13 protein-coding genes and 7 pseudogenes are annotated in these 20,840 nt (G+C 59.0%); 8 read left to right on the forward strand and 12 right to left on the reverse strand.

Going from position 1 to position 20,840, the window contains the following annotated elements; translation table 11 throughout:
• Nucleotides 1-74: 74 nt before the first annotated feature.
• Together tnpB and NKI63_RS29390 are read left to right on the forward strand one after the other, a co-directional pair.
• Nucleotides 75-227, forward strand: coding sequence for an IS66 family insertion sequence element accessory protein TnpB (gene tnpB / locus NKI63_RS29385; protein ID WP_352824037.1), 153 nt, complete (start codon nt 75-77; stop codon nt 225-227).
• Nucleotides 228-273: 46 nt separating this feature from the next.
• A pseudogene (locus tag NKI63_RS29390) lies at nt 274-557 on the forward strand (transposase domain-containing protein); the annotation flags it as partial.
• A gap of 260 nt (nt 558-817) precedes the next feature.
• On the opposite strand, the gene NKI63_RS29395 reads toward NKI63_RS29390, so the two are convergent.
• On the reverse strand, nt 818-1,654 hold the full coding sequence (locus tag NKI63_RS29395) for a transporter substrate-binding domain-containing protein (RefSeq protein ID WP_352824038.1): 837 nt from the start codon (nt 1,652-1,654) through the stop codon (nt 818-820).
• Nucleotides 1,655-3,268: 1,614 nt separating this feature from the next.
• On the opposite strand from NKI63_RS29395, the gene NKI63_RS29405 reads away from it, so the two are divergent.
• The 5 genes and pseudogenes from NKI63_RS29405 to NKI63_RS29425 form a co-directional block, all read left to right on the forward strand.
• Complete coding sequence (locus NKI63_RS29405) at nt 3,269-3,529, forward strand: hypothetical protein (protein ID WP_352824039.1); 261 nt, start codon at nt 3,269-3,271, stop codon at nt 3,527-3,529.
• Between the two features lie 265 nt (nt 3,530-3,794).
• Nucleotides 3,795-4,373, forward strand: a pseudogene (locus tag NKI63_RS29410) (transposase); the annotation flags it as partial.
• Between the two features lie 145 nt (nt 4,374-4,518).
• Nucleotides 4,519-5,781 carry an IS21 family transposase gene (gene istA / locus NKI63_RS29415; protein ID WP_352824040.1) on the forward strand — a complete coding sequence of 421 codons (1,263 nt, stop codon included), beginning with the start codon at nt 4,519-4,521 and terminating at the stop codon, nt 5,779-5,781.
• Nucleotides 5,778-6,650 carry an IS21-like element helper ATPase IstB gene (gene istB / locus NKI63_RS29420; protein WP_352824041.1) on the forward strand — a complete coding sequence of 291 codons (873 nt, stop codon included), beginning with the start codon at nt 5,778-5,780 and terminating at the stop codon, nt 6,648-6,650. Before istA ends, istB begins: the two co-directional genes overlap by 4 nt.
• 54 nt (nt 6,651-6,704) lie before the next feature.
• Nucleotides 6,705-7,411: pseudogene (locus NKI63_RS29425) on the forward strand (transposase family protein); the annotation flags it as partial.
• A gap of 604 nt (nt 7,412-8,015) precedes the next feature.
• Here NKI63_RS29425 and NKI63_RS29430 read toward each other — a convergent pair.
• The 11 genes and pseudogenes from NKI63_RS29430 to NKI63_RS30810 form a co-directional block, all read right to left on the reverse strand.
• A complete protein-coding gene (locus NKI63_RS29430; protein ID WP_352824042.1) occupies nt 8,016-9,338 on the reverse strand; it encodes an aspartate aminotransferase family protein in 1,323 nt (440 codons plus the stop codon).
• A 430-nt stretch (nt 9,339-9,768) separates the two neighbouring features.
• The gene (locus NKI63_RS29435) at nt 9,769-10,920 is read right to left on the reverse strand and encodes a M24 family metallopeptidase (protein WP_352824043.1); all 1,152 of its coding nucleotides are present in this window, start codon (nt 10,918-10,920) and stop codon (nt 9,769-9,771) included.
• Nucleotides 10,921-10,957: 37 nt separating this feature from the next.
• The gene (locus NKI63_RS29440; protein ID WP_352824044.1) at nt 10,958-11,683 is read right to left on the reverse strand and encodes an aspartate/glutamate racemase family protein; all 726 of its coding nucleotides are present in this window, start codon (nt 11,681-11,683) and stop codon (nt 10,958-10,960) included.
• Between the two features lie 1,107 nt (nt 11,684-12,790).
• Nucleotides 12,791-13,003: pseudogene (locus NKI63_RS29445) on the reverse strand (transposase); the annotation flags it as partial.
• Nucleotides 13,004-13,110: 107 nt separating this feature from the next.
• Nucleotides 13,111-13,617: a sarcosine oxidase subunit gamma gene (locus NKI63_RS29450; RefSeq protein WP_352824045.1), complete on the reverse strand. Its 507-nt coding sequence runs from the start codon at nt 13,615-13,617 to the stop codon at nt 13,111-13,113.
• Nucleotides 13,610-16,633 (reverse strand): sarcosine oxidase subunit alpha family protein, encoded by a 3,024-nt coding sequence (locus NKI63_RS29455; protein ID WP_352824046.1) that lies wholly within the window; start codon nt 16,631-16,633, stop codon nt 13,610-13,612. The genes NKI63_RS29450 and NKI63_RS29455 overlap by 8 nt, the downstream gene beginning before the upstream one ends.
• Entirely contained in the window at nt 16,630-16,896 is a 267-nt protein-coding gene (locus NKI63_RS29460) for a sarcosine oxidase subunit delta (RefSeq protein ID WP_352824047.1), read from the reverse strand. The genes NKI63_RS29455 and NKI63_RS29460 overlap by 4 nt, the downstream gene beginning before the upstream one ends.
• An 18-nt stretch (nt 16,897-16,914) precedes the next feature.
• A complete protein-coding gene (locus tag NKI63_RS29465; protein ID WP_352824048.1) occupies nt 16,915-18,171 on the reverse strand; it encodes a sarcosine oxidase subunit beta family protein in 1,257 nt (418 codons plus the stop codon).
• 674 nt (nt 18,172-18,845) lie between these two features.
• Nucleotides 18,846-19,055, reverse strand: a pseudogene (locus NKI63_RS29470) (transposase domain-containing protein); the annotation flags it as partial.
• A 105-nt stretch (nt 19,056-19,160) separates the two neighbouring features.
• Nucleotides 19,161-19,316, reverse strand: a pseudogene (locus NKI63_RS29475) (recombinase family protein); the annotation flags it as partial.
• Nucleotides 19,317-19,589: 273 nt separating this feature from the next.
• Nucleotides 19,590-19,655 (reverse strand): annotated as a pseudogene (locus NKI63_RS30810) (DUF6429 family protein); the annotation flags it as partial.
• A 714-nt stretch (nt 19,656-20,369) separates the two neighbouring features.
• Here NKI63_RS30810 and NKI63_RS29485 point away from each other — a divergent pair.
• A partial coding sequence (locus NKI63_RS29485) for an aminopeptidase P family N-terminal domain-containing protein (protein ID WP_352824049.1) occupies nt 20,370-20,840 on the forward strand: 471 nt, incomplete at its 3' end.

Genomic DNA, 20,840 nt, shown 5'->3' on the forward strand with positions numbered 1-20,840 from the left:
CGAGAACAGAGGATGAAACGGATGCGTGATCCGCACTAATTGCGTAACTGCGTTCGTAGAGTCTGCATTCCCAAGTGAGGTACAAGCGGCTGGAACGCGGGCGCTTCCTATGGCCGTCGATCGCGGATGGAACGGTGACGATCACTCCGGCTCAGCTCGGTTATCTGCTGTTCGGAATCGACTGGCGAAATCCGCAGGAAACCTGGCGTCCGACGAGCGTCGGATAACATTTTTGGCCTTTGAAATCGCTGGCGAATATGATTCTCTCGCCTTGTGAGTTTGAAGTCCGCCGCCCTTCCTTCAGACCTTGCGAGCGCCACGCGATGATCCTCGCCGAGCGCGCCGCCCGCGTCGAGGCAGAGGCAGTTGCTGCTCGCGCGCAGGCGGTGAACTCCAGCACGGAAGCGCTGATCCCCCATCTCAAGCTGGAGATCGAGAAGCTTCGGCGTGAGCTTTATGGCAGCCGTTCGGAGCGCAAGGCGCGGCTGCTCGAGCGCTCGAGCAGATGGAACTGCAACTGGAAGATCTCGAGGCGACGGCTACCGAGGACGAGCGGCAGAACAAGACCGCGATCACAAACGCAATCACGAAGGGCCCGGAGACACCGCTCTCCAGCGGCTCGCCGATTAACCAGCCGCGCAAGCTCGCCCATCGTCGTACCGTGAGATTAACCCAAAGAAAAACTGCGAGTACCCAATCGCGAAGCGATCAACACCAGCTTTGGACGAGCACCCCGGATCCAACTATGTCCTTATGGAGCATTGACCCAAAAAAGAGCGACCGGTACACGCCTCCCGGCCGCTACAGCTTACGACATTTACTGTTTCACGGAGCGATCCATGCCGTACCACTTGATCAATATCTTGGAGAGCGTGCCGTCATCCCTCACGCTCTGGAGGGCCTCCGCAATCTTGTCGCTGAACTCCTTGTCGCCGCGCAGAACTGACATAGCTCCAGGCGAGAAGAATAGGGACTCAGCGAGCTCTTTCACTGGATAGCCGGCTTTGAGTGCGCCGGCTACGTCCTCTTGGTCACCGAGGACCGCACCGAGACGAACACCGTCCCCAAGCCGAAGGTCGTCAAGAGCGATATTGACCGTTCCATAAATCTTCACGTTGCCCGGCGTGAATTGAAATTCTATTGGCTGAGCGCCTACCCAGTCAGCTATTAAGGTGTGATTGGCATAAGACTCCTGCACTGAGTTTGTTGAGACGCCGATCACCTTGCCATCGAGATCGGAAAGCTTGGCCGCCTTGCTATCCTTGTGAACGATGGCGACCGCCGGCGAGTAGGCGTACACATGGAAGTCCAGCTTTTCGGCGCGGGCCTTGGTGGGTACCATCTCGCCCATGGCCATATCCCAGCGACCCTGCCATTTGCCTGAGGTAATGATATCCCAGCCCGGTGTCACGAATTCGACTTTCACGCCAAGTTTTTCCGCGATGGCTTTGGCGAGGTCCACATCAGAACCATCGAGCTCATGTTTGTCGTTTAAGAATGAAATCGTCCCCCAGTCCGTCCCGGCTGCCACTCTTAGCGTCTTTGTGGCGAGCACGTTGTCGAGTACGTCGCCGGCATTGGCCGTGATCGACGAAGACACGAACGCAATTGCGAGCGATGCGGCAGCCGCTATGATCGTCGTCAGCTTGTTCATCAAGTCCTCCCTTTGTGTGAAATTAGCCGTGGCAAGGGCTCCGTTCCGCATCTGAGACTTGGATTTGAAGACCACGTTCAAAGATCTCTGGATACCGTTGCGCTCACATTTTGTTCGGTCGGCCAACAGGTGGCAAGAATGTTATCAATATCCTAGTTATCTAGAACCTAGATGGTTGAACGCTCTTGAAGCGATCCGTTATGGTCGACATCTTAAATGAAGGTGCACCCCTTCTTTAGGCTGGCGTTCATCGCTGGCGTCGATCAAACGCCTGGAGAATGTGTGGGCTCCGCGCTGTGGTGCCCCTTGCTAGCCCGGTGATGCCTCGGATTCGCGGCAATATGCGCGGCGATGTTGCTCTCGTTCTCTCCGACACGGATGAGTGCCTGGTTCCATTGCACCTGCAGTTCCGCCGTAACCACCTTTTCTGAGTATCGGCGCGTTATCCTCCGAGTAGCGGGCACCTTTCCGATCACGGCTGAGGGGTCCGAACCTGGTCGCAGTGATGCTCCTTGGCGGGAAGGCGGTCAGGCCGGCGGCATCATCGGACCGCAAGGCATATTCGGGCCTGGGGCCAGGGCGAACTCGTCGGCGTAGAGACAGGCCTGCCTACGCCATGGTGATCTTGATAGGCGCACCGACACGCGGACCCGGGTGCAATCTTCAGGAGCTTCAGCCGGATATTGCCGGAGGTCGCATTGGCGAGGCGCGTGCGCGTCAGGCCGATGGCCGATGCGGCGCAAGGCGTAGATCAGCTCGTAGGCGAAGGAGGCAAACAACAGTCGCAGCTGTTGGAGCGCATGGTCCGGGCGCTATGTACGGTCTGCATTGATTTGGCATTCCTAGATCCTGTCTTCTGTCGCCGAGCTAACAGTAGCGATCTTCATAAAGCTATTTGGCTAGCATCGCACCGGAGCCTTCGACAGACGACGACCTCGAGGCATTGAACGGCCCTCCTTATGTCCTGACTCAGCCGCTGCCAATTTAGAGTCCGTGTATTGGCTAACGACGATGCTCTCGCTCGCTTGGACTTTCAGAAGAAAGAAATAGTGGGAGGTCAGTATCGGCCTAGTCACGGCCGCAAGTGGAAGTGTCAGCGTTCTGCCTTGGGGTGGGCCCGGTTCTCTTGTCCGCTCGCAACAATCGGGACTAGACACGGGGGCTTCCGTTGCAGAGTCAGGTCACTTCAGATATTCTGCGACCGCAGCAAAAGTGAAGCCCATGTCGATTTAGGACAACGCCGGATCGCGCGGTGGCAGCCCGCCAAAACTTATCCTGAGGCAGGTCACGGCGCCATCTAGGTCCAAAATGCCGCCGATACAGAGATTGAATTTCAAATTCTGCGAGACATCCACTAGGTGTTTCGAGTCCCCCACGCGCTGTCGCAATGCGTAGGCTATCTGCCGCGGGGGGGGCAGTTTCATAGAGCCAAACGAAAAAAGGCGGGGTCATGCTTCCGAATGGCGATGGCGGAGGAGCTAAGCTATCATCCGAAATTGGTCATCGCGCCGGTTAAGACGTGGAGGTCTAATGATCGCGAATCGTCGCTGAGGTCTCGACCGCGAGACGCCGAGATGCCAGCTTTATGCTCGGGATGGCGGCCATTTTCATGCTATGGCTTTTTCGCGCAACCGGAAATCAGCAGCAGCAAAATCCAAATGGAAGATAGAATCCGTGTGGCTAAGTGGACATGTAAAATACGACGCCACCGGTTTGGCTTCGCTTGTGAACGCCGGCGCCGTGACGCCTTTGGAATTGACGCGCCTAGCCCGCCAAGCCCACGACGAGGTCAATCCGCCCATCAACGCCGTCATCGAATTCTGCGAAGATGCTGACACCGTTGCTGGCGCGAACGCAGGACTCTTCGGCCTGTGAACGGTGCCAATGGCCGTTAGGCTTGGCGTATCGAAATAGCCGGGCAGATACTCGATGAAGACTGGATGAAGCGCGCGCGCTTATCTAGTCGGCCGTGAAGAATACGGAAGCCGCTGATATCGCATAGGAATAGTCTACTTTTCAGGCTTCCGAATTGCAGGTAACGGCCAGTTTGTGGATAGTTTTCTTGCAATTCCAGTTTGCGATTTCGCCGCCTGGCGAAGCGTGATTCACTGCTTTCATCGCAGTGAATCGGAGCCAGGCGATGGGCAGGCCACGCGAGAAGCGCGAGACGGGAGAGCAGGATCTTTTCCGCTCCAGGCTCGATCAGATCATCAACATGAAGCACGAGCTGGTGCGCCTGGCGCAGGCGATCGACTGGCCGGTGCTGGAGGCGCGCTTCGGTGCGGTCTATTCGGACGGTCCCGGCATGGCGCCGCTGCCAACCCGGCTGATGGCGGGGCTGGCGATCCTCAAGCACACCTTCAACCTGTCGGACGAGGTGCTGTGCGAGCGCTGGGTGGAAAACCCCTACTTCCAGTATCTGTGCGGCGAGGAGTTCTTCCGCCACGACCTGCCGTTCGACCGCTCGTCGATGACGCGCTGGCGCAGCCGCATGGGCGAGGAGCGGATCGTCGCGCTCTTGCAGGAAAGCCTCAGCATTGCAGTCAAGACCGGGGCGATGAAGCCGACCGACACGCGCCAAGTGATCGTGGACACGACCGTGCAGCCGAAGAACGTGATGTTCCCGACCGACGCCAAGCTCATCCATCGCGCCCGCGAGCGGCTGGTGCGGCTGGCGAAGAAGACGCGGCTCGACCTGCGCCAGACCTATGTGCGGGTTGTCGATGCCGGCTCAATACTCCCCAGAAGTGCCGTTTGAATCTTCCCCAGTTTTAGCGCTGCCGCCGGTCTTCCGGAGCGCGCTCCGGGAGACCGGCGGCGCGTGATCGTTGATGCTTCTCCTGATGGTCGGGAGAGGGATTTCGGTGATCAAGATCGGGGAGATGATGATGATACTGGATTTGCATCGGCAGGGCCTGTCGGTGTCGGCGATCGCCAGGGAGAGCGGGATCGACCGCAAGACGGTGCGCAAATACATAGCGCGCGGGCTCGAGGCTCCGGCCTACGGACCACGCAAGCCGCGTCAGGCGGTAATCGATCCCTTCACGGCCTATCTTCGCGAACGTGTCACGCGATATCCTGGGCTCACCGGCAGCCGGCTTTTCCGCGAACTGAAGGACCTCGGCTATGGCGGCGGCTACACGGCCGTTACCGACTTCCTGCGCGACGTCCGTCCTGCCGCGGCGGAGCGTGGATACGAGGTTCGCTTCGAGACCCCGCCCGGCGAGCAGGCGCAGGTCGACTTCGCCCAGTTCAATGTCGTCTTTGCCGATGAGCCGACCACGCCGAGAATCGTCTGGCTATTCTCCATGGTGCTTGGCTTCAGTCGCCTTATCTGGGCACGCTTCGTCGTCCACCAGGATCTGCCGACTGTCTTGCGCTGCCATGCCGGGGCTTTCGAGGCGTTGGGCGGCGCTCCTCGCGAAGTGCTTTACGACCGTATGAAGACGGCTGTGATCGGCGAAGGCGATACCGGCGGCATCGTCTACAACCGAGTCCTCGTCGATCTTGCCCGCCACTATGGTTTCCATCCCAAGGCCTGCCGGCCTTACCGCGCCAAAACAAAAGGCAAGGTCGAGCGACCGTTCCGCTACATTCGCGAGGACTTCTTCCTGGCCCGGTCCTTTCGCAATCTCGAAGACCTGAACGCCCAGTTGCGTCATTGGCTGGACACGGTCGCAAACCCGAGCGTTCACGCCACCACAAGGCGTGTCGTCAACGAAGCTTTCGCCGAGGAGCGGGCCGCGCTGCGGCCGCTGCCTTTGGCTCCGTTCCGATCGGTCCTAAAGCTCGAGCGACGTATCAGCCGGGAGGGCATGGTCAGCGTCGGCGGCAATTTCTACAGCGTGCCCGACGCCACCAGGCGCCGTGTCGTCGAGGTACACACGCTGGCCGAAGAGTTGCGCATCTTCGAGGACGGCGCACTGATTGCCACCCATCCTATTCTCGAAGGCCGGCACCAGCGTCATGTCGAGCCGGGTCATCGCAACATCCACGTCCACAAGCGCCGACAAAGACTGAGGAACGACGAGGTCATTCTTCATGGCTCAGGCGACAGGGTCGCTCAGCGCCCGTTGGCCTTCTACGATGCCGTCGCCCGGGTGATGGCGAAGGAGCAGCGTCCATGACGAATGCGCTCGATACCACGCCATCCACCATCGACCGGATCCGCCACGATCTCGTCGGCCTGAAGATGCCACGAGCGCTCGAAGCGCTCGATCATATCGTGCGCCGGCTCGAGCAAGGCGAGATCGCCGCCCTCGAAGCCATGGACATCCTCCTTTCGGAAGAGTTGACCCTCCGCGAGAACAGCCGGATCAAGACGGCACTGCGCATGGGGCGTCTGGCCACGATCAAGACGCTCGCCGGCTTCGACTTCTCTTTCCAGCCCTCGCTCGACCGAGATCGAATCTTCACGCTCGCCCAACTCGGCTTCGTCGCCCGCTGCGAGGTCGTCCACTTCCTCGGCCCACCCGGCACAGGCAAGAGCCATCTGGCCATCGCACTTGCCGTCGAGGCTGTGAAGGCTGGAAAGAGCGTCTATTTCTGCACGCTCGCCGAACTCATCGCCGCACTGGCAAGGGCCGAACGCGAAGGCCGCCTGCAGGAACGCATCCGCTTCTTCTGCCGGCCTGCTCTGCTCGTTGTCGATGAGATCGGCTACCTGCCCGTCATCCACGGTGGCGGCAATCTGTTCTTCCAACTCGTCAACGCCCGCTACGAGAAGGGCGCAATGATTCTCACCTCAAATCGCGGCTTCGCCGAATGGGGCGAGGTCTTCGGCGATCCTGTCGTCGCAACCGCACTTCTCGATCGCCTGCTTCACCATGCGGTCGTCGTCCAGATCGAAGGATCGAGTTATCGGCTCCGCCAGCACGCCGAGCTCATGCCCGAACACTTGCGATCGAAAGCCTCCATCACGCCGCCGACATTAAATCCACCATCGCGGCCGCGCGGCCGGCCACCGAAAAATGGACACCCCTCCGCGACAGTCTGAGCGGCGAAACTGGGGAATTTTACTTCGGCACTTTTGGGGAAAATTCGAGCGGCATTGACACGGGTCGGCAAGCTGGCGCTGATCAAGCACCAGCGCTACGCCCACGCCAAGCAATTCAAGCGGGCCAACAAGGCCCTGCGCAGGCTCAGGACGTATCTGGGGCGCACCGCGACATCTCCCGTCAGATCGCCAGCGACGCGGAGCTGGACGCGATCTTCAAGTGGCCGCTCTACCAGGCCTCCACCGTTCTCGAGCAGCGTCAGCGCCAGCGCGGCCGCAAAATCTACAGCCTGCATGCGCACGAGGTGGAATGCATCGGCAAGGGCAAGGCGCATGCGCCCTACGAGTTCGGGGTGAAGGTGTCGGTGGCCACCACGCTGAAGCGCTCAAAGGGTGGCCAGTTCGGCCTGCATGCAAAAGCGCTGCCCGGCAATCCCTATGACGGCCACACGCTCGCAGCGATCATCCCTGACATGGAAAAGACCATCGGCAGCGAGATCAGCCGCGTTCTCGCCGACGCCGGCTATCGCGGCCACAACGCGCCGCAAAGCCGTAAGTTCAGGGTCTTCACCGCTGGTCAGAAGCGCCGCGTGACACCGGCCATCAAGCGCCAGATGCCGCGGCGATCGGCCGTCGAGCCGGTGAGCGGCCACATCAAGAACGAACACAGAATGGGCCGCAATTACCTCGCTCACACCCAAGGCGATGCGATCAACGCCATCCTGGCCGCAGCCGGCTATAACTTCTCCCTCCTGCTCAGGTGACTGAAGCAATTTTTGTGGCTCTTGATCGCCGCGTTCCTGAACCGGCCGAAGCAGCTTGGCGCTTAGCGGTCAAGATTGTTCACGGTCGACTATCTAGCCGCGGCGGGAGAAGATAAGGGCCATCTCAGCGCAGAAAACATTCCCGGGTGAGGCAATAGGGAGGGTCAATTCTTCGATGCGCTTGACAAGCAAGAGCTTTGGGAGCGCTGGGTCTTAATAGGTGAGACCGTATGTCCCAAAGACGACCAGTGCGCCACGATTCAGCCTTGAACCAGTCCAGTAGGTCCGCAGTCACCCCCGCCAGAGGACCTGGGCGGGCGTGTTGATCGAGCGCCCAGCTCATGTTAACACGTACACCTGCAGCAATTGGGCAAGCGTTGCGGATCCGAGCACGATGCGGGAGTGACTGCAGCGTCGTCCAACTCTCCCGGATCTGTCGCAGCAGCAGGATAGAATCCAAGGTCAACAACAGGTTTTCCAACTGAGCATTGACTCGGCTGGCACACGCGGGTGTTCTGCAGTCGCTGATAAGGTGTGGCCCATAGCACCCCCATCGCGCTTCTGCCGCCGGCTCCTCAGGTCGGAGTCTGGCAGGCCGTACTCACATCGCTGCCTCGGCCGACCCAAGCACCCCTCGTCGGGTGATGGCGAATTCCTCCACCGCATCGACGAAGCGGTCGAGATCCGATTGTTGGACCGGGAGGCTAAGCGCGATCATGCCACGTCGGGCGAGATAGAAACCAGCTCGCAGCATGTCGAGAAAGAACAGTTCGCGCAAACCATCCTCCCGGGCAGTCGGCGTGTAGGGACGGAGTTTCATGGGGGCGCGGTAATGTGCGTTTGCCAGCGAGCCCACTCCGCTAAAGTGCATCGCCACGCCGAGCTTCGTGAGCCGATCGTTCAGTGACGCCCGCAGACGCTCGCCGCGCTCGTACAAATCCTCCGCTGCAGCTTGTGTGAAGATTTCACCCAGCGCGACGCGACCCGCGGCCATCGACAGAACATTGTTATTAAATGTACCCGCGTGCGGCAGGCGCCCGTCGAAGAGAGACATCACGTCGGCCCGACCGCCGAAGGCCCCGAAGCTCATGCCGCCGCCTATGTACTTGCCCAGTGTCGTAAGATCGGGAATAATTCCTAGGCGCTTTTGGAGCCCACCATCAGACATGCGCGATGTCATGACCTCATCGAAGATCAGAAGAGCGCCGGTCTCCCGCGTAGCCTCCCGCAGTGCTTTCAGGAAACTGATCTCCGCTGGGATACAGCCGCCACTACCGAGCATGGGTTCGACAATCACTGCTGCGAGCCGATCCCGATTCTGCCCTATCACCGCGGTGGCTGAGTCCGTGTCATTGTAGTCGGCCAAAAGGAATGGGAACGGAACAGTAACCGGGGACGAACCCTGGGGAGTAAACAATAGCACACCGCCATGATAGCCGCCGCGGAATGCGAGGATCTTGTCTTGGCCGGTGTGGACACGGGCCGCCGTCAGCGCCATTAGATTGGCTTCTGTGCCGCTGTTGGTGAAGCGTACGAGTTCTATCGACGGAAACCGCGCGCAGATGAGCTTTGCAAGCTCGTATTCGGCCCTGCCCACTGCTGCGAGGCTTAAACCACGCGTCATAGCTTGCTGAACTGCAGCGTGGATCCGCATTTCCGAATGGCCAAACAGACCAGCCGTGTATTCGCCGCAGAGATTCACAAACTCATGGCCATCGATGTCCCAGAGCGTACTGCCCTCCCCCTTGTCCATCGCAATCGGAAACGGTTGATAATACAGGACCGAGCGTGTGTTTCCACCAGGCATGACGGTACGGGCTTGGTTGTGAAGTTCGCAGCTTCGGCGGTGCTCAGAAATAAAGCGGTCCCTAGCCTCCAGGAGGCTCGATTCAAGTGCGCTGTTTGATCCGGTGGCTGCCGACATCTTTTAAACCTCTACTGTAAGCGTCGTTATCGACGCACTTCGGGAACGGCAACTGGCTGCTAGCCTAGCAGATCACGGGCCGTCGGTGCGCTCACGACTATCGCGGGGACAAATCCCGGCAAACCGCGACCAGTAACGTGGGCCGCAACTGTATCAAGCTCGTGATGAATACCTATGCCTGGGCTAATCTCGCGCGTAATCGGCGCGCAGCATCCTCTAGCAAGTTCTTAACTCCTCACTCATGTGTCGCTTCAGAACGCCCCAGTCGTCGTGAGATTGCTCATTAGAACCAATGGCCACGAACAGTGCCGTCTCGTCTACCCTTTGATCGAGCTTAGGATTTCAAAGAAAGTCGCGGCGCTGTTTGGTTGCCTCACGCTGAAGTCTCTCGGCATCGTTCATTTGACAGGCAGAACTCCGCCCTCTCGATCTATGCATAGTACAGCGTGTGAGGTGTGCGGCTGAGTATTTCCGCGCCTTGCTCTGTTACTACAACGTGCTCGCTGGTTCCGAACTGGTAACCACTCTCTCCGCGCAAGATGATTGGCATATGCAAGGTCATGTTTGGCTCAAGGATGTCGCTAGCACCAGGTTGAAGGCTGATGTTACCGCGCTCAACCCAATTGATGCCGGTTTGGTAGCCGACCCGGTGGTTAAGCAACTCCGGACGCCCATTTCGCTTGAGCACCTCTCGTCCGGCAACATCAACTTCGCCGGCGGTCGCACCAGGCCTAATCGCAGAAATAACTGCCTCAAGAACTTCAATCGAGAGGTCGTGGAGAACCTCCGTTTCGGCATGCCGACCAAGTACGGCACTCCGGACCAGTGCACAGGGATAACCGTTCTTCAGTCCAGCAAGTTCGACGAAGGCTGGCTCATTGTTACTGATCGGATGCTGATTCGCCCTGCCGTGCGAAAGCTTCGTCCGCTCGCCGAACAGCAAAGTTATCTGCGGCTTTTTGATTACACCACCAGCCTTTTCAACTTCCTGGTCAATGTTCGCAAGCACTTCCGCTTCGGTAATGCCCTCTCGCAAGGAATGTTGGAACGTTTTGATGGCCACATCAGTCAAATTCATCGCGAATCGCATCGTTTGGAGTTCCAGCTCGGTCTTTACAGCTCCTACCGTTGCCACTAGACGAGTCGCATCGACGAACTTCGCATTGGGCAGATGCGCCTGAAGTGCGTTAACGTCCGCCGGCGCGAGGTTCCAGCAGCCGAGCTCAAGCCCAATTCTGCGGCCAGTTAAACTAAATCGACGGATAGCATCGGCGCAAACAGCGGCAAAACCCTCCTCGTCCCGATAGGTTAGTATTTCCTCCACGCAGCTGTTTGCACGGACGCCGCCGAGTTCATATTGTCGGACGACGAAGGTCGGCTTTTGCCCCGGTACGAGGATCAATGGGAACGGCATAAAATATGCACCGGTCCCGTCGTATCCGCTGAGATGTTGAAGGTGGCCATGAGCGGTTACCATGAGGGCATCAAGGTTGGCTCGTTCCATAGCCTCTAAGACCTTTTGCTGTCGGCGTTCATACTCGATGATGGGGAACGGAAGGGTCGTCGAAAATTCAGTGGTCATAGATCACCTCAATTTGGAAACTTATTTTTCGAACTGGCTATATAACGGATGCAAGTGTTAGCCGGGAAAGGTCCGTAATGTCATAGGTCGGTAATCCTGTACGGCGGCGGAGTGCCTTCGTGATAAGAGGGAACCCCGTGCATTCGAAAAGCAGCATCCCGATTTCAGAGTGCTCAGCGCGAAGTCGCGTGACGCAGGCGGAGACTTCACTTTCGATCTGTTCGATTCTTGTCGGGATTGGAGGACGCATCAGCGCATTGCGGAAAAAATCGCCGGCTTCAACGCCGCCGATGACCACTCTCGCTCGATCTCTTGGATTTTGCAATCCAAGCAGATCCTCCCCGAAATGTCTTGAGTCAGCGGCCACGACAGCAATCTTATGACTAGGTGCCAACAGTCGCAGCAACGTCGGCACCAGGAGCAGGCTGGACATCACAACGGGAACATCGACCGCAGCGGCGACTGCCGCTTGATGCCGCATGAAATATCCACAATCAGAAGAAATCACGGCTGCGCCTCGTTCGACCAAGCGACGAGCGGCCGCCAAACAGGCGCCTTCAAGTGAAGGCTCGCCACGAATGACCGTGTCCGGCAGTGCCCCCTGTACGACTTCCGTAATGATTGGGCGATCAAAGGTTACCGGGTCCAACAGGGAACCCGGACGCGGAACGCTCGGTGGGCTTTCGCTTGAGATTCCTTCATCAAGCTCAAGAATTCCAAGAGCGCGGCGGGATTGAAACGTCCCCTCAAATTGCGAACTCAAGGGATAATCGCATCCAAGTTGGCGGATTCCTTGCGTTACGCGATCAGTAGCGCTTGGCGCAAACAGCCAGCGCAGTCTCAACTGAGCTTGCCCAATAGTTGATGCCATAGGAGTCAGTCTGGCCGCTCTATTGCGAACGTACGCGTTAAATCGATTATTAAGTACATATCGTTCTCGACAGCGCTGAGACCACTCTCGTCGATCCGCTCGGGGTGGCGTGTGCACACCTCAGTGTGAGAGCGAACTATCAAAGAAGCCCACCGGAGTTTTCGTCGTTCGCTGACTACAAAGCTTCGCGTAAGAATGGAGGCTCAGCCTGAACGCGGAGTGTTGCAGTCTTAGTGGGAACCGCAGCGAAAAAGACGCGTTCATCTCGAGAAACCTAGCGGCTACAATTGATGCATATCGTTGAGCGACAGTAGACAGCCGGCGGCCGCGGGCGTCCAATTCAGTTTGCTGATTGGTGTCTTCTCGCGATGAGATGACAGCATGCAAGGCGGTGGCCGGACCCTTGCGAGCAAGCGTTGGCGCGGGATCGGCCGCGATACGCCGGCGCCATTCGCCGCCGCGCTCATACCCCACGAGCGGATCTGTCGCCACGCGATGTCCCACACTATGGGGCAAGGCTATGCCAGGTTAGTTGCGGGTTTAAGGACGCCATCGTGAGTTGGGGAACCCTCAATATCAGGTTTGGGTGAGGCGGAGGTCTGCTCTGTTTAGGTTTTCGGATGCCGGCCCAAGCAGCTGTGCGTCCTCTGGCACAGCAGCTGGCGTCGAGAAAGCCTCAAGGGGAGGAAATCGCGGGGGCAAAGCATCCTGGCAAGGCTGATCCTGAGTGCGGCCGACCAGGTGAGCGCTACCGCGTCGGTGATCCTCGTACGCTAGTGCAGCGACTGGAAGCGGGTGCGGCTGGAGGGAATACCCTGTACTGCGGTGGTGCGATCGCTTTTCCTGCTCACCACTACCATGCAATGGCACAACGGCGAAAATTGTTGTGATGACCTAACTAAGACTCCACGTCACTTTGTTTGTTCCTCAAAGCCGGACCGGACACTGCCGCCTCCAAACTGAAGGTCTTTTAAAAGCAGCGTTGTCGAGCATCGCTTACACCAGAAGCCGCTTTTGCATCGTGTTTCGTCCTCCAGCGTCATCAGCCGCTTGGCATCGGGCACGTCCATGCCGCCGAATTTGGCCTTCGACTTCTTAGATGCTGGCGTCGCTGACGCCGTGCCTGCGGCAAAGCTCCGAGACCGGCGTGCCCGCCTCGTGCTCCTTCAGAATGCCAATGATCTGTTCGTCTGTGAAACGGTTGCGCTTCATTCCCTGCTCCTCTCAATCGGCCAGAGCTTACTTCAAAATGGATTATTTCAACGGGGCAAGGTCAGCGGGTAGATGGGCAGCCCACTTCGACCGGTTCGAGGTACTAGTCAGTTACCGTCCGCGGAGGCGTCGGCAATCCACTTCCTCAAGCTCTCGCTGAGGCTGCGTGGGACGAAAAGGTCGCACTCGAGTGTGCCGCTGCGCAACAGCAGGACCGGCACGCGATGGAAGCCAGTCTGGACCGCCCGTCCCTCGCCCAGTGTCTCCCAATCTATCGGGCCGCACCGCTCCAGCAGGCGTTTGAGACCCTCGCCGGAGAGCCGCAGCCGCACCCTGCCCTCGCCGACCGGGAGCGCGCAACCAAGTTCCGCATCGACATCGACAATTGGAGGCGTTCCATCGCAAAGCAGCCAGAACCGCCGCGGTGCAATGCGAATGACGAGCCAGTTGTCCTGACGAGATGTCTCGCCCACCTTGGTTGGCAGCGGGCCGCCCAGCATCCCATTCAGTTCGGCCTCGAATGGTGCCATCGCGCCGTCCCACCCCTCGCATTGGACGATCGCGCAGTCATACGCTGCCATTTTGAGCCTCGCCGTGTTCGAATCATCACCCATGCAGTCGCTCCCCCTTCGGGTCAAGAAATACGGGCGAGACTACCCGGGCCCGCACAGTCTGGCCCTTGGTCGGATAAGTGGCAACGATCTCAGTGCCCTCTACCGCGGCATTCCGGGCAAGCAAACCGAGCCCAATCCAAGCGTTGAGCGTGGGGCTATAGGTCACCGAAGTGATAACGCCAAGACCATGGCCCTCCAACGGCTCGCCAGGCCTGAACAGAAAAGCACCTCCCCTCAACTGCTTGCCCGGCTCGACACATTGCAGGCCGACGAGCCGCGGCCGATTCGGGTTGGAAAAGGCTTCGCGTCGGGCCAATACCTCGCCGACGAAGCCACTCCGTCTGACGGCCATGCGACCTAAGCCCAGGTCATCGAGCGTCGTTCTGCCGTCGATCTCCGGCCCGGCGATATGGCCCTTTTCAATGCGCAGCGTACCGAGCGCCTCAAGGCCGTAGGGCTTAAGACCGAACGGCGCGCCGACTTCGACCAACCGGCACCACACCTCCTGACCAGCGCTCGCGCCAACGTAGATTTCGTAAGCCCGCTCGCCAGAAAAGCTGAGACGCATGATGCGCAGGGGCCTGTCGCGATATTTCCCCTCGATCAGTCCCATATGGGGCAATGCCTCGTTGGAAACGTCTAAATCGGAAAACGCGGCGGAGAGGATATCGCGGCTCTTCGGACCGGCAACCGACATCGCGGCCCATTCGTCGGTCACCGAGTTTACTGAGACGCGCAGACCCGACCAAGCGGTATCGAGCAGGAATTCGAGCCGGGACATCACGTCCGCAACCTTCGCCGTCGACGTCGTCATAAAAAAGTGCCGCTCGCCGAGCCTGGTCGTTGTACCGTCGTCAAAGACGATGCCATCGTCGCGCAACATAATGCCGTAACGGGAGCGGCCGATCGGCAGTTTGGCACCATTGACATAAATGCGGTCGAGAAACTCAGCCGCGTCCGGCCCCTGGACGTCGATCTTGCCCAACGTGGAGATGTCCATCATTCCGGCGGCCTCCCGCACCAGCCGCATCTCGGCGACATATGCCTCTTCTACATCGCGGCCGGAAGCAGAATAGAACAAGGGCCGCGTCCAGGCTCCGGTTTCCAGCATCTGCGCGCCGTTTGCGACATGCCAATCATGCATCGGCGTGCGCCGGATTGGCTTGTAAAGGTGACCGATGCTGCGCCCCGCCAGCACCCCGACGGCGACTGGGGTATAGGGCGGCCGGAAAGTTGTGGTGCCAACTTCCGGAACCGCTATGCCGCGGAGGTCGGCCATCACCGAAAGCGCAATGAAGTTGCTTGTCTTGCCCTGGTCGGTGCCCATGCCGAGCGTCGTGTAGCGCTTAAGGTGTTCCACCGACTCGTACCCCTCGCGATGCGCCAGCGCGATGTCACTCACAGTTACGTCCATTTGCACGTCAACGAAGGCCTTCCCTTTGGCACCTTCGACCTTCTGCGGCCGCATGCCAGGGCTCTCATCCTTACCTTTCTTGACATGGCGAGGTCCCGGGCGAAGCGAGGCAACGGAGAGGTTATGACCAGGTTCCGCGTTGCTCTCGGCAACAGCGGGCCTTGCGGCCGACTGGATTAATCTCGCTGCACCGCAGCAGCCAGACGATGCCTCGGTCCCTGCGCGACGGCCTCCCTCAATTGCGCCTGCCGTGATGAAATCTCCTTTCACAGCGCCGGCCACGAATTGCCCCGCGTCGAGCTTTCCGGGAACGAAGGCGTGAATGTCCTCGCAATAAACGGGCTTTACCCCGAGATGGGAGGTCAGATGAACGGTCGGGGACCAGCCGCCGGAAACCGCGACCAGGTCGCATTCTAGCGTATTTATACTAGCCGGCTCGCAAAGCGTAACCGCGCGCACGGCTTGACGCCCCAAGGCACCGAGAATTATCGATTTCGGACGTACGGCGATACCAAGGCGGCGCGCTCGTTCCAGAAGCTCATTTGTCGGTTCGGCGCGGCTGTCAGCTATTGTCACTTCTGCCCCGGTCGCCGCAAGATCGAAGGCTGCGCCATAGGCGCTGTCGTTGTCGGTCGCCACTATCACTCTCGCACCCACCAGTACGGCAAACCGGTTCAGATACGTTCGCGCCGCGGAGGCCAGCATGATGCCAGGCCGGTCGTTATTGGCGAAGGTAAGCGGCCGCTCGAGCGATCCCGTGGCGTAAACGATCGATTTCGCACGCAAAAGCGCCAGCGTCTGGCGATTCGCTCCTTTTGCAGGATCGACGCTTCCTGAGCCATGCCGCTCAACAAGTCCCAGCACATTGCCGTCATAAGTGCCGAACGCGCTGGTGCGCGTCATGACAGAAACATTCGGCAGGTCGGCGAGCCTTGCAAGTATATCAGCAAGCCAGCGCCCGGCTTCGCCGTCCGCCGGCTCCGACAAAAGCATACCCCCCGTCAGGAAATCCTGCTCAATGAGAACCACCCTAACGCCCGCCTCGCCTGCCGCCAGCGCGGCCGAAAGTCCCGCCGGCCCGGCACCAATCACCGCCACATCGGTGAAGAGATGCCGAACCTCGTAGCGGTCCGGATCAGGCTCTTCTCCCGCTCGGCCCAAGCCAGCGGCCTTGCGTATGAAATGCTCATAGAACATCCAGGCCCGCCGCGTTGGGCCCATGAAGGTCTTGTAGTAAAATCCAGCCGATAAAAATGGCGCGAACAGCCCGTTGACGCTCTGCATGTCGAACCTCAACGATGGCCAGCGGTTCTGGCTCTGGGCGACTAGACCGTCGGCCAACTCTACCGTGGTGGCCGGCAGGTTCGGCTCGCGCCGGCCAGCCATACCCAAAGTCACTAGAGCGTTCGGCTCCTCCGGCCCCGCCGAATAGAAGCCGCGCGGTCGGTGATACTTGAAGCTGCGGCCGATAAGGCCCACACCGTTCGCCAGCAGTGCCGACGCGAGTGTATCGCCTCGGGCACCGGCGAAAGCCTTGCCATCGAAATTGAATTCGAGCCGTTGCGACCGGTCGATCCGGCCGCCTTCATCAAGTCGCCTCATGTGCTCGCCTCCCGCGCGAACCGGACCGAGGCGATCTTGTGGTCGCGTGTATCGCGTTCGACCACCAGCCATTGACGGCAGCCCAATACGTGCTGCCAATATTCGCGATGTGGTCCGGCCGGATTCTCGCGCACGAATACATAACGGTACCAGGCCTCGAAATTGGTATCATCGTGAGCAGGACGGATGACTAACGCGTCGCCGCCGTAGCGGAACTCGTCGTGGTCGCGCGGACCGCAACAGGGACATTTGATGCGTAGCATGGTCGTACGACCTCTCGTTTATTGGAGCCAGGCGAACGGACCGACGCCAGCCTCGTCGAGGGTGTAGCCGGTACGGAAGCGGTCGAGATTGTAGGCGGCGACAAGCGGATGGGGTGCGCCAGTGGCGAGGGTATGCGCGAAGCACCATCCCGAGGCCGGCGTCGCTTTGAATCCACCATAGCACCAGCCGCCATTGAGATAGAGCCCCTCTATCGGCGTAGGGCACACAATAGGGCTGCCGTCCGGCGTCATATCCATCACCCCGCCCCAGTGGCGCAGAATCCGCAGGCGGGAAATTCTTGGCATTAGTGCGACTGCCGCCTCCGCGACTTCGCGCACCATGCCTAGATTGCCGCGTTGGGCATAGGAATTGTAGCCGTCGAGCCCGCCGCCGAGCACCAGACCACCCTTGTCGGACTGACTGACGTAGAAATGGTCGATGCCGTGGGCCACGATCTGGTGGACTAGGGGCTTGATCGGCTCCGTCACGAGAGCCTGCAAGACATGGCTCTCGATAGGCAGCTCAAGGCCCAACATCCGACCAAGCACCGAGGTGTGACCAGCCACCGCAAGCCCAACTTTCCCGGCCCCAATCCGACCCCGCGTCGTCTCGACGCCGATGATGCGCTCGCCGTCACGGACGAACCCCGTCACCTCGCAGCCTTGGATGATGTCGACACCAAAGGCGTCAGCGGCGCGCGCATAGCCCCAGGCGACGGCGTCGTGGCGCGCCGTGCCCGCCCGGCCCTGGAAGATGGCGCCATGGATCGGGAAGCGGGCAGTTTCGGAAAAATCGAGGTATGGGACAAGCCGCCGAACCTCGTCACGGTCGAGTATCTCGGCGTCAATGCCGTTCAGCCGCATGATGTTGGCGCGGCGGCCGAAGCTATCGAGCTGGTCGGCCGAATGGGCCGTGATTAGCATGCCGCGCTGCGAGAACATGACGTTGAAATTAAGCGCCCGCGACATATCCTCCCATAGCTTCATCGAGAACTCATAGAACTGGGTGTTGCCGTCGAGGCGATAGTTAGAGCGGATGACGGTGGTGTTTCGGCCGACATTGCCGCCGCCGATATATCCCTTCTCCAGCACGGCGACATTGCGGATGCCGTGGTTCTCGGCGAGATAGAATGCGGTCGCAAGCCCGTGCCCGCCGCCACCCACGATGACAACATCATAGGTCGGTTTAATATCGGGGGCGCGCCAAGCGCGCCGCCAATACTTGCCTCCGGTAAGGCCATTGCGAAGGATGGAAAATGCCGAATAGCCGCGCATGTTAATCCCGCTATTTGAAGAAGACGGCGAGCGAAGCTGCAGAAGGTTTCCGCACCCCTACCGGGGATGATGCTGGGATTGGAGAACGCGACATACCACTACCAGGCACGAGCAGGATACCTTTCATTTGTTGCATTTCACTTTGCATCGGCGGGACGAATGCGGTTCAAAGCACGGTCCATCAACTATGGGCCACTTGGCATTCGAATCACCAGCATAAAGTCACGAACGGCGCCATCGCGTTTCCAGATGACTTGCCGCTAAAATGCGGCTCCGTCGAAGATGGACCGCTGGCCGGAGCAACATAGCTATCAGTGCACCGCACCGAGAGTCATTGTGTTAGTTGCGTTGTGGATTTTGCTGCCGCTACGCCATCTGAATGCGAGATAGGCGAAATGGTGCGCGATGACACCTCCGCTCGGAACTGGATGACGAGCGCGCTTTACTCTCCATAGGCTCCATCTCGCATTGTTCAATGCGCTGTTCTCAAGCGGGCAAGCAGCCACCAAATCCGCATTGAAAATAGGCTTGCCGCCGAAACTGGTTCGACGACAGCCAGGGCCTTGGGAGGCTATACTGGGCCTACCAGACTATGTGTAAGCGCTATTTTCCCGGCACGTTGACGCCAGCGATTTCGACGGATCGCCTTCGAATTGGAAAGGGCATTGGTCTTATCAGGCAGTGGCGGTTTTGGCGAAGTTGAAGGGTAGGAGATCGTCGATTTCGGCGTCTTCGGTGCAGGCTACTCAGTGAGGACATAGCGTAACCACGCCAACTGCCTCGACGTCGCAGGCTCGGCAGGTCAACATCATGCTGTAGATGATGGCGCTGGCCTTGGCTCCGTGGACAGTATCGCTGAACAACCAACTCTTCCGGCCAGTGGCCGGACCTGAGTCATTGTGCAATCTTTCTTTAAGGGTCTGTAAACATTGGAGGTGTCTCCATGTCAGCGATGCGACACGGGCGACCTTTTCGGGCTGTCGCGGCTTTGAAGGGCTTTCGGCAGGTTTGCGCGCTTCCAACTCCCGCACGCGGCGTAGCGCGATCTCCCAGTTCTTCTCCAGTTGCGCGGCAATCAGGCGGTTGTCGGGGTCGCAGGCGGCGTAGCGGCGTTCGGCGAGGCCGGCCTCATAACGGGCCTGCTGTCGCGTCTACCAGTTCCTTCCGCCAGGTCGCGATGGCAATCTTTACCCTTGTCGAGTTCAAGATCGGCGCTGCTTTCGTCCCGTGCACGCCGGCGGCGGCGCAGGTCAATACCGTCCCTGCGACGCCCGTCCTCGGAGCCGCACCATTCAATACCCATAGAACCTGAATCGCGCCCGCGGCTTAGTCCAACACGTTTTTAGCTCACCGTCGATATCGGCCTCGGTGTGCCTCTCATCGTCGACATAAGCGACGCCAAGCTAAAAACGCTCTGCATTATGCAGCGTCAGCCATAACAGCGCCAAAACTGCATCGTCGATCTTGTCCTCATCAATCTCCATGAACCGACGTTACCTCGCGCGACGCCCGAAATCCCGCGGCCCTGCTCGGATGGATGGAATTCAATTAGCCGCTTCTTCCCCTCATGGAGCGCCAAACCAAATTCGAGGACCTCTTGCGCGTTCTCGAAGCCTCGTCGGCATAGCGTACGATCACGACACGGCCGAGTGCATGGCGACGACGCCACTGACGTACCCAGAGATCAAGGATGTAGTGCAAGAAGATGTTGGCGAGGAGCGGACTGATGTCCACACGCCGAATGGTAGCGGACCACCGGGACTATCTTGCTCAAACAGCTCTATCAGGTCCGATGCTGTCCAGCCTCTGATCCGAATGCTGTCCGGTAAATCGTCGGAATCCGGAGGGTTATGTGAGGTCGCCGCTGACGGTTCCACGCCGTTCGCGCGACCTCTGCACTCCATAGTAGGAGCCACCACCCATCTCGCTTTCAGATGACCCGATTACATAATCTATATTTGACGGATGCGCCTTGGGTGGTGATGGTCAACCAAGACGTTTATCAGCGCTGAAAGGGGTATGGAAGTGCCGACGGATTGCAGGCGGCAAGCGCCGGTCTTCTAAGAATACAGATGCTGCCCGGCTAAGCCGCAGCAAAATATCTCGCCCGGCAGGTAACAGCTTTCCGCGTTCGCACTAGAACAGGGCGCGAATTAACAAACTCGAGCAACCACATGTGCACATAGGAGGATTCAATAATGCCCGCATTCAGTCAACAGGAGTATCGCGAACGCACGGCTCGGCTGCGTCAACTAATGGCTGAGCGTGGCATCGACGCACTGCTTGTCTTGACTGAATCGAACATGAACTGGCTCACCGGTTACGAAGGTTATTCCGACTATGTTCCGCAACTCGCTCTTGTGTGCCAAGATGAAGAGGATCCGTGGCTCATACTTCGTGAAATGGACACGTTGTGTTGCCCAATCAGCTCATACCTGCCAGACTCACGCGTCCTAAGCTATCCAGAGAAATTTATCACTTCAGGCCAGCTCACGCCTTGGGAGCCTATTGGTGCTCTTGTTCGTGAGAGGGTCAAATCGAAGCGCATTGGGGTTGAGCTGTCAGGCAAGATGCTTGGACTCAAGGGAAATGCTGTATTAAGCAAGAGTTTGGGCGTCACGGAGTTAGTCGATGCCGATGGGATGGTTGCCGCGTTGAAGGTGATAAAA

The organism is Mesorhizobium sp. M0410 (assembly GCF_040321435.1).
In the GTDB taxonomy this organism is placed as follows: domain Bacteria; phylum Pseudomonadota; class Alphaproteobacteria; order Rhizobiales; family Rhizobiaceae; genus Mesorhizobium.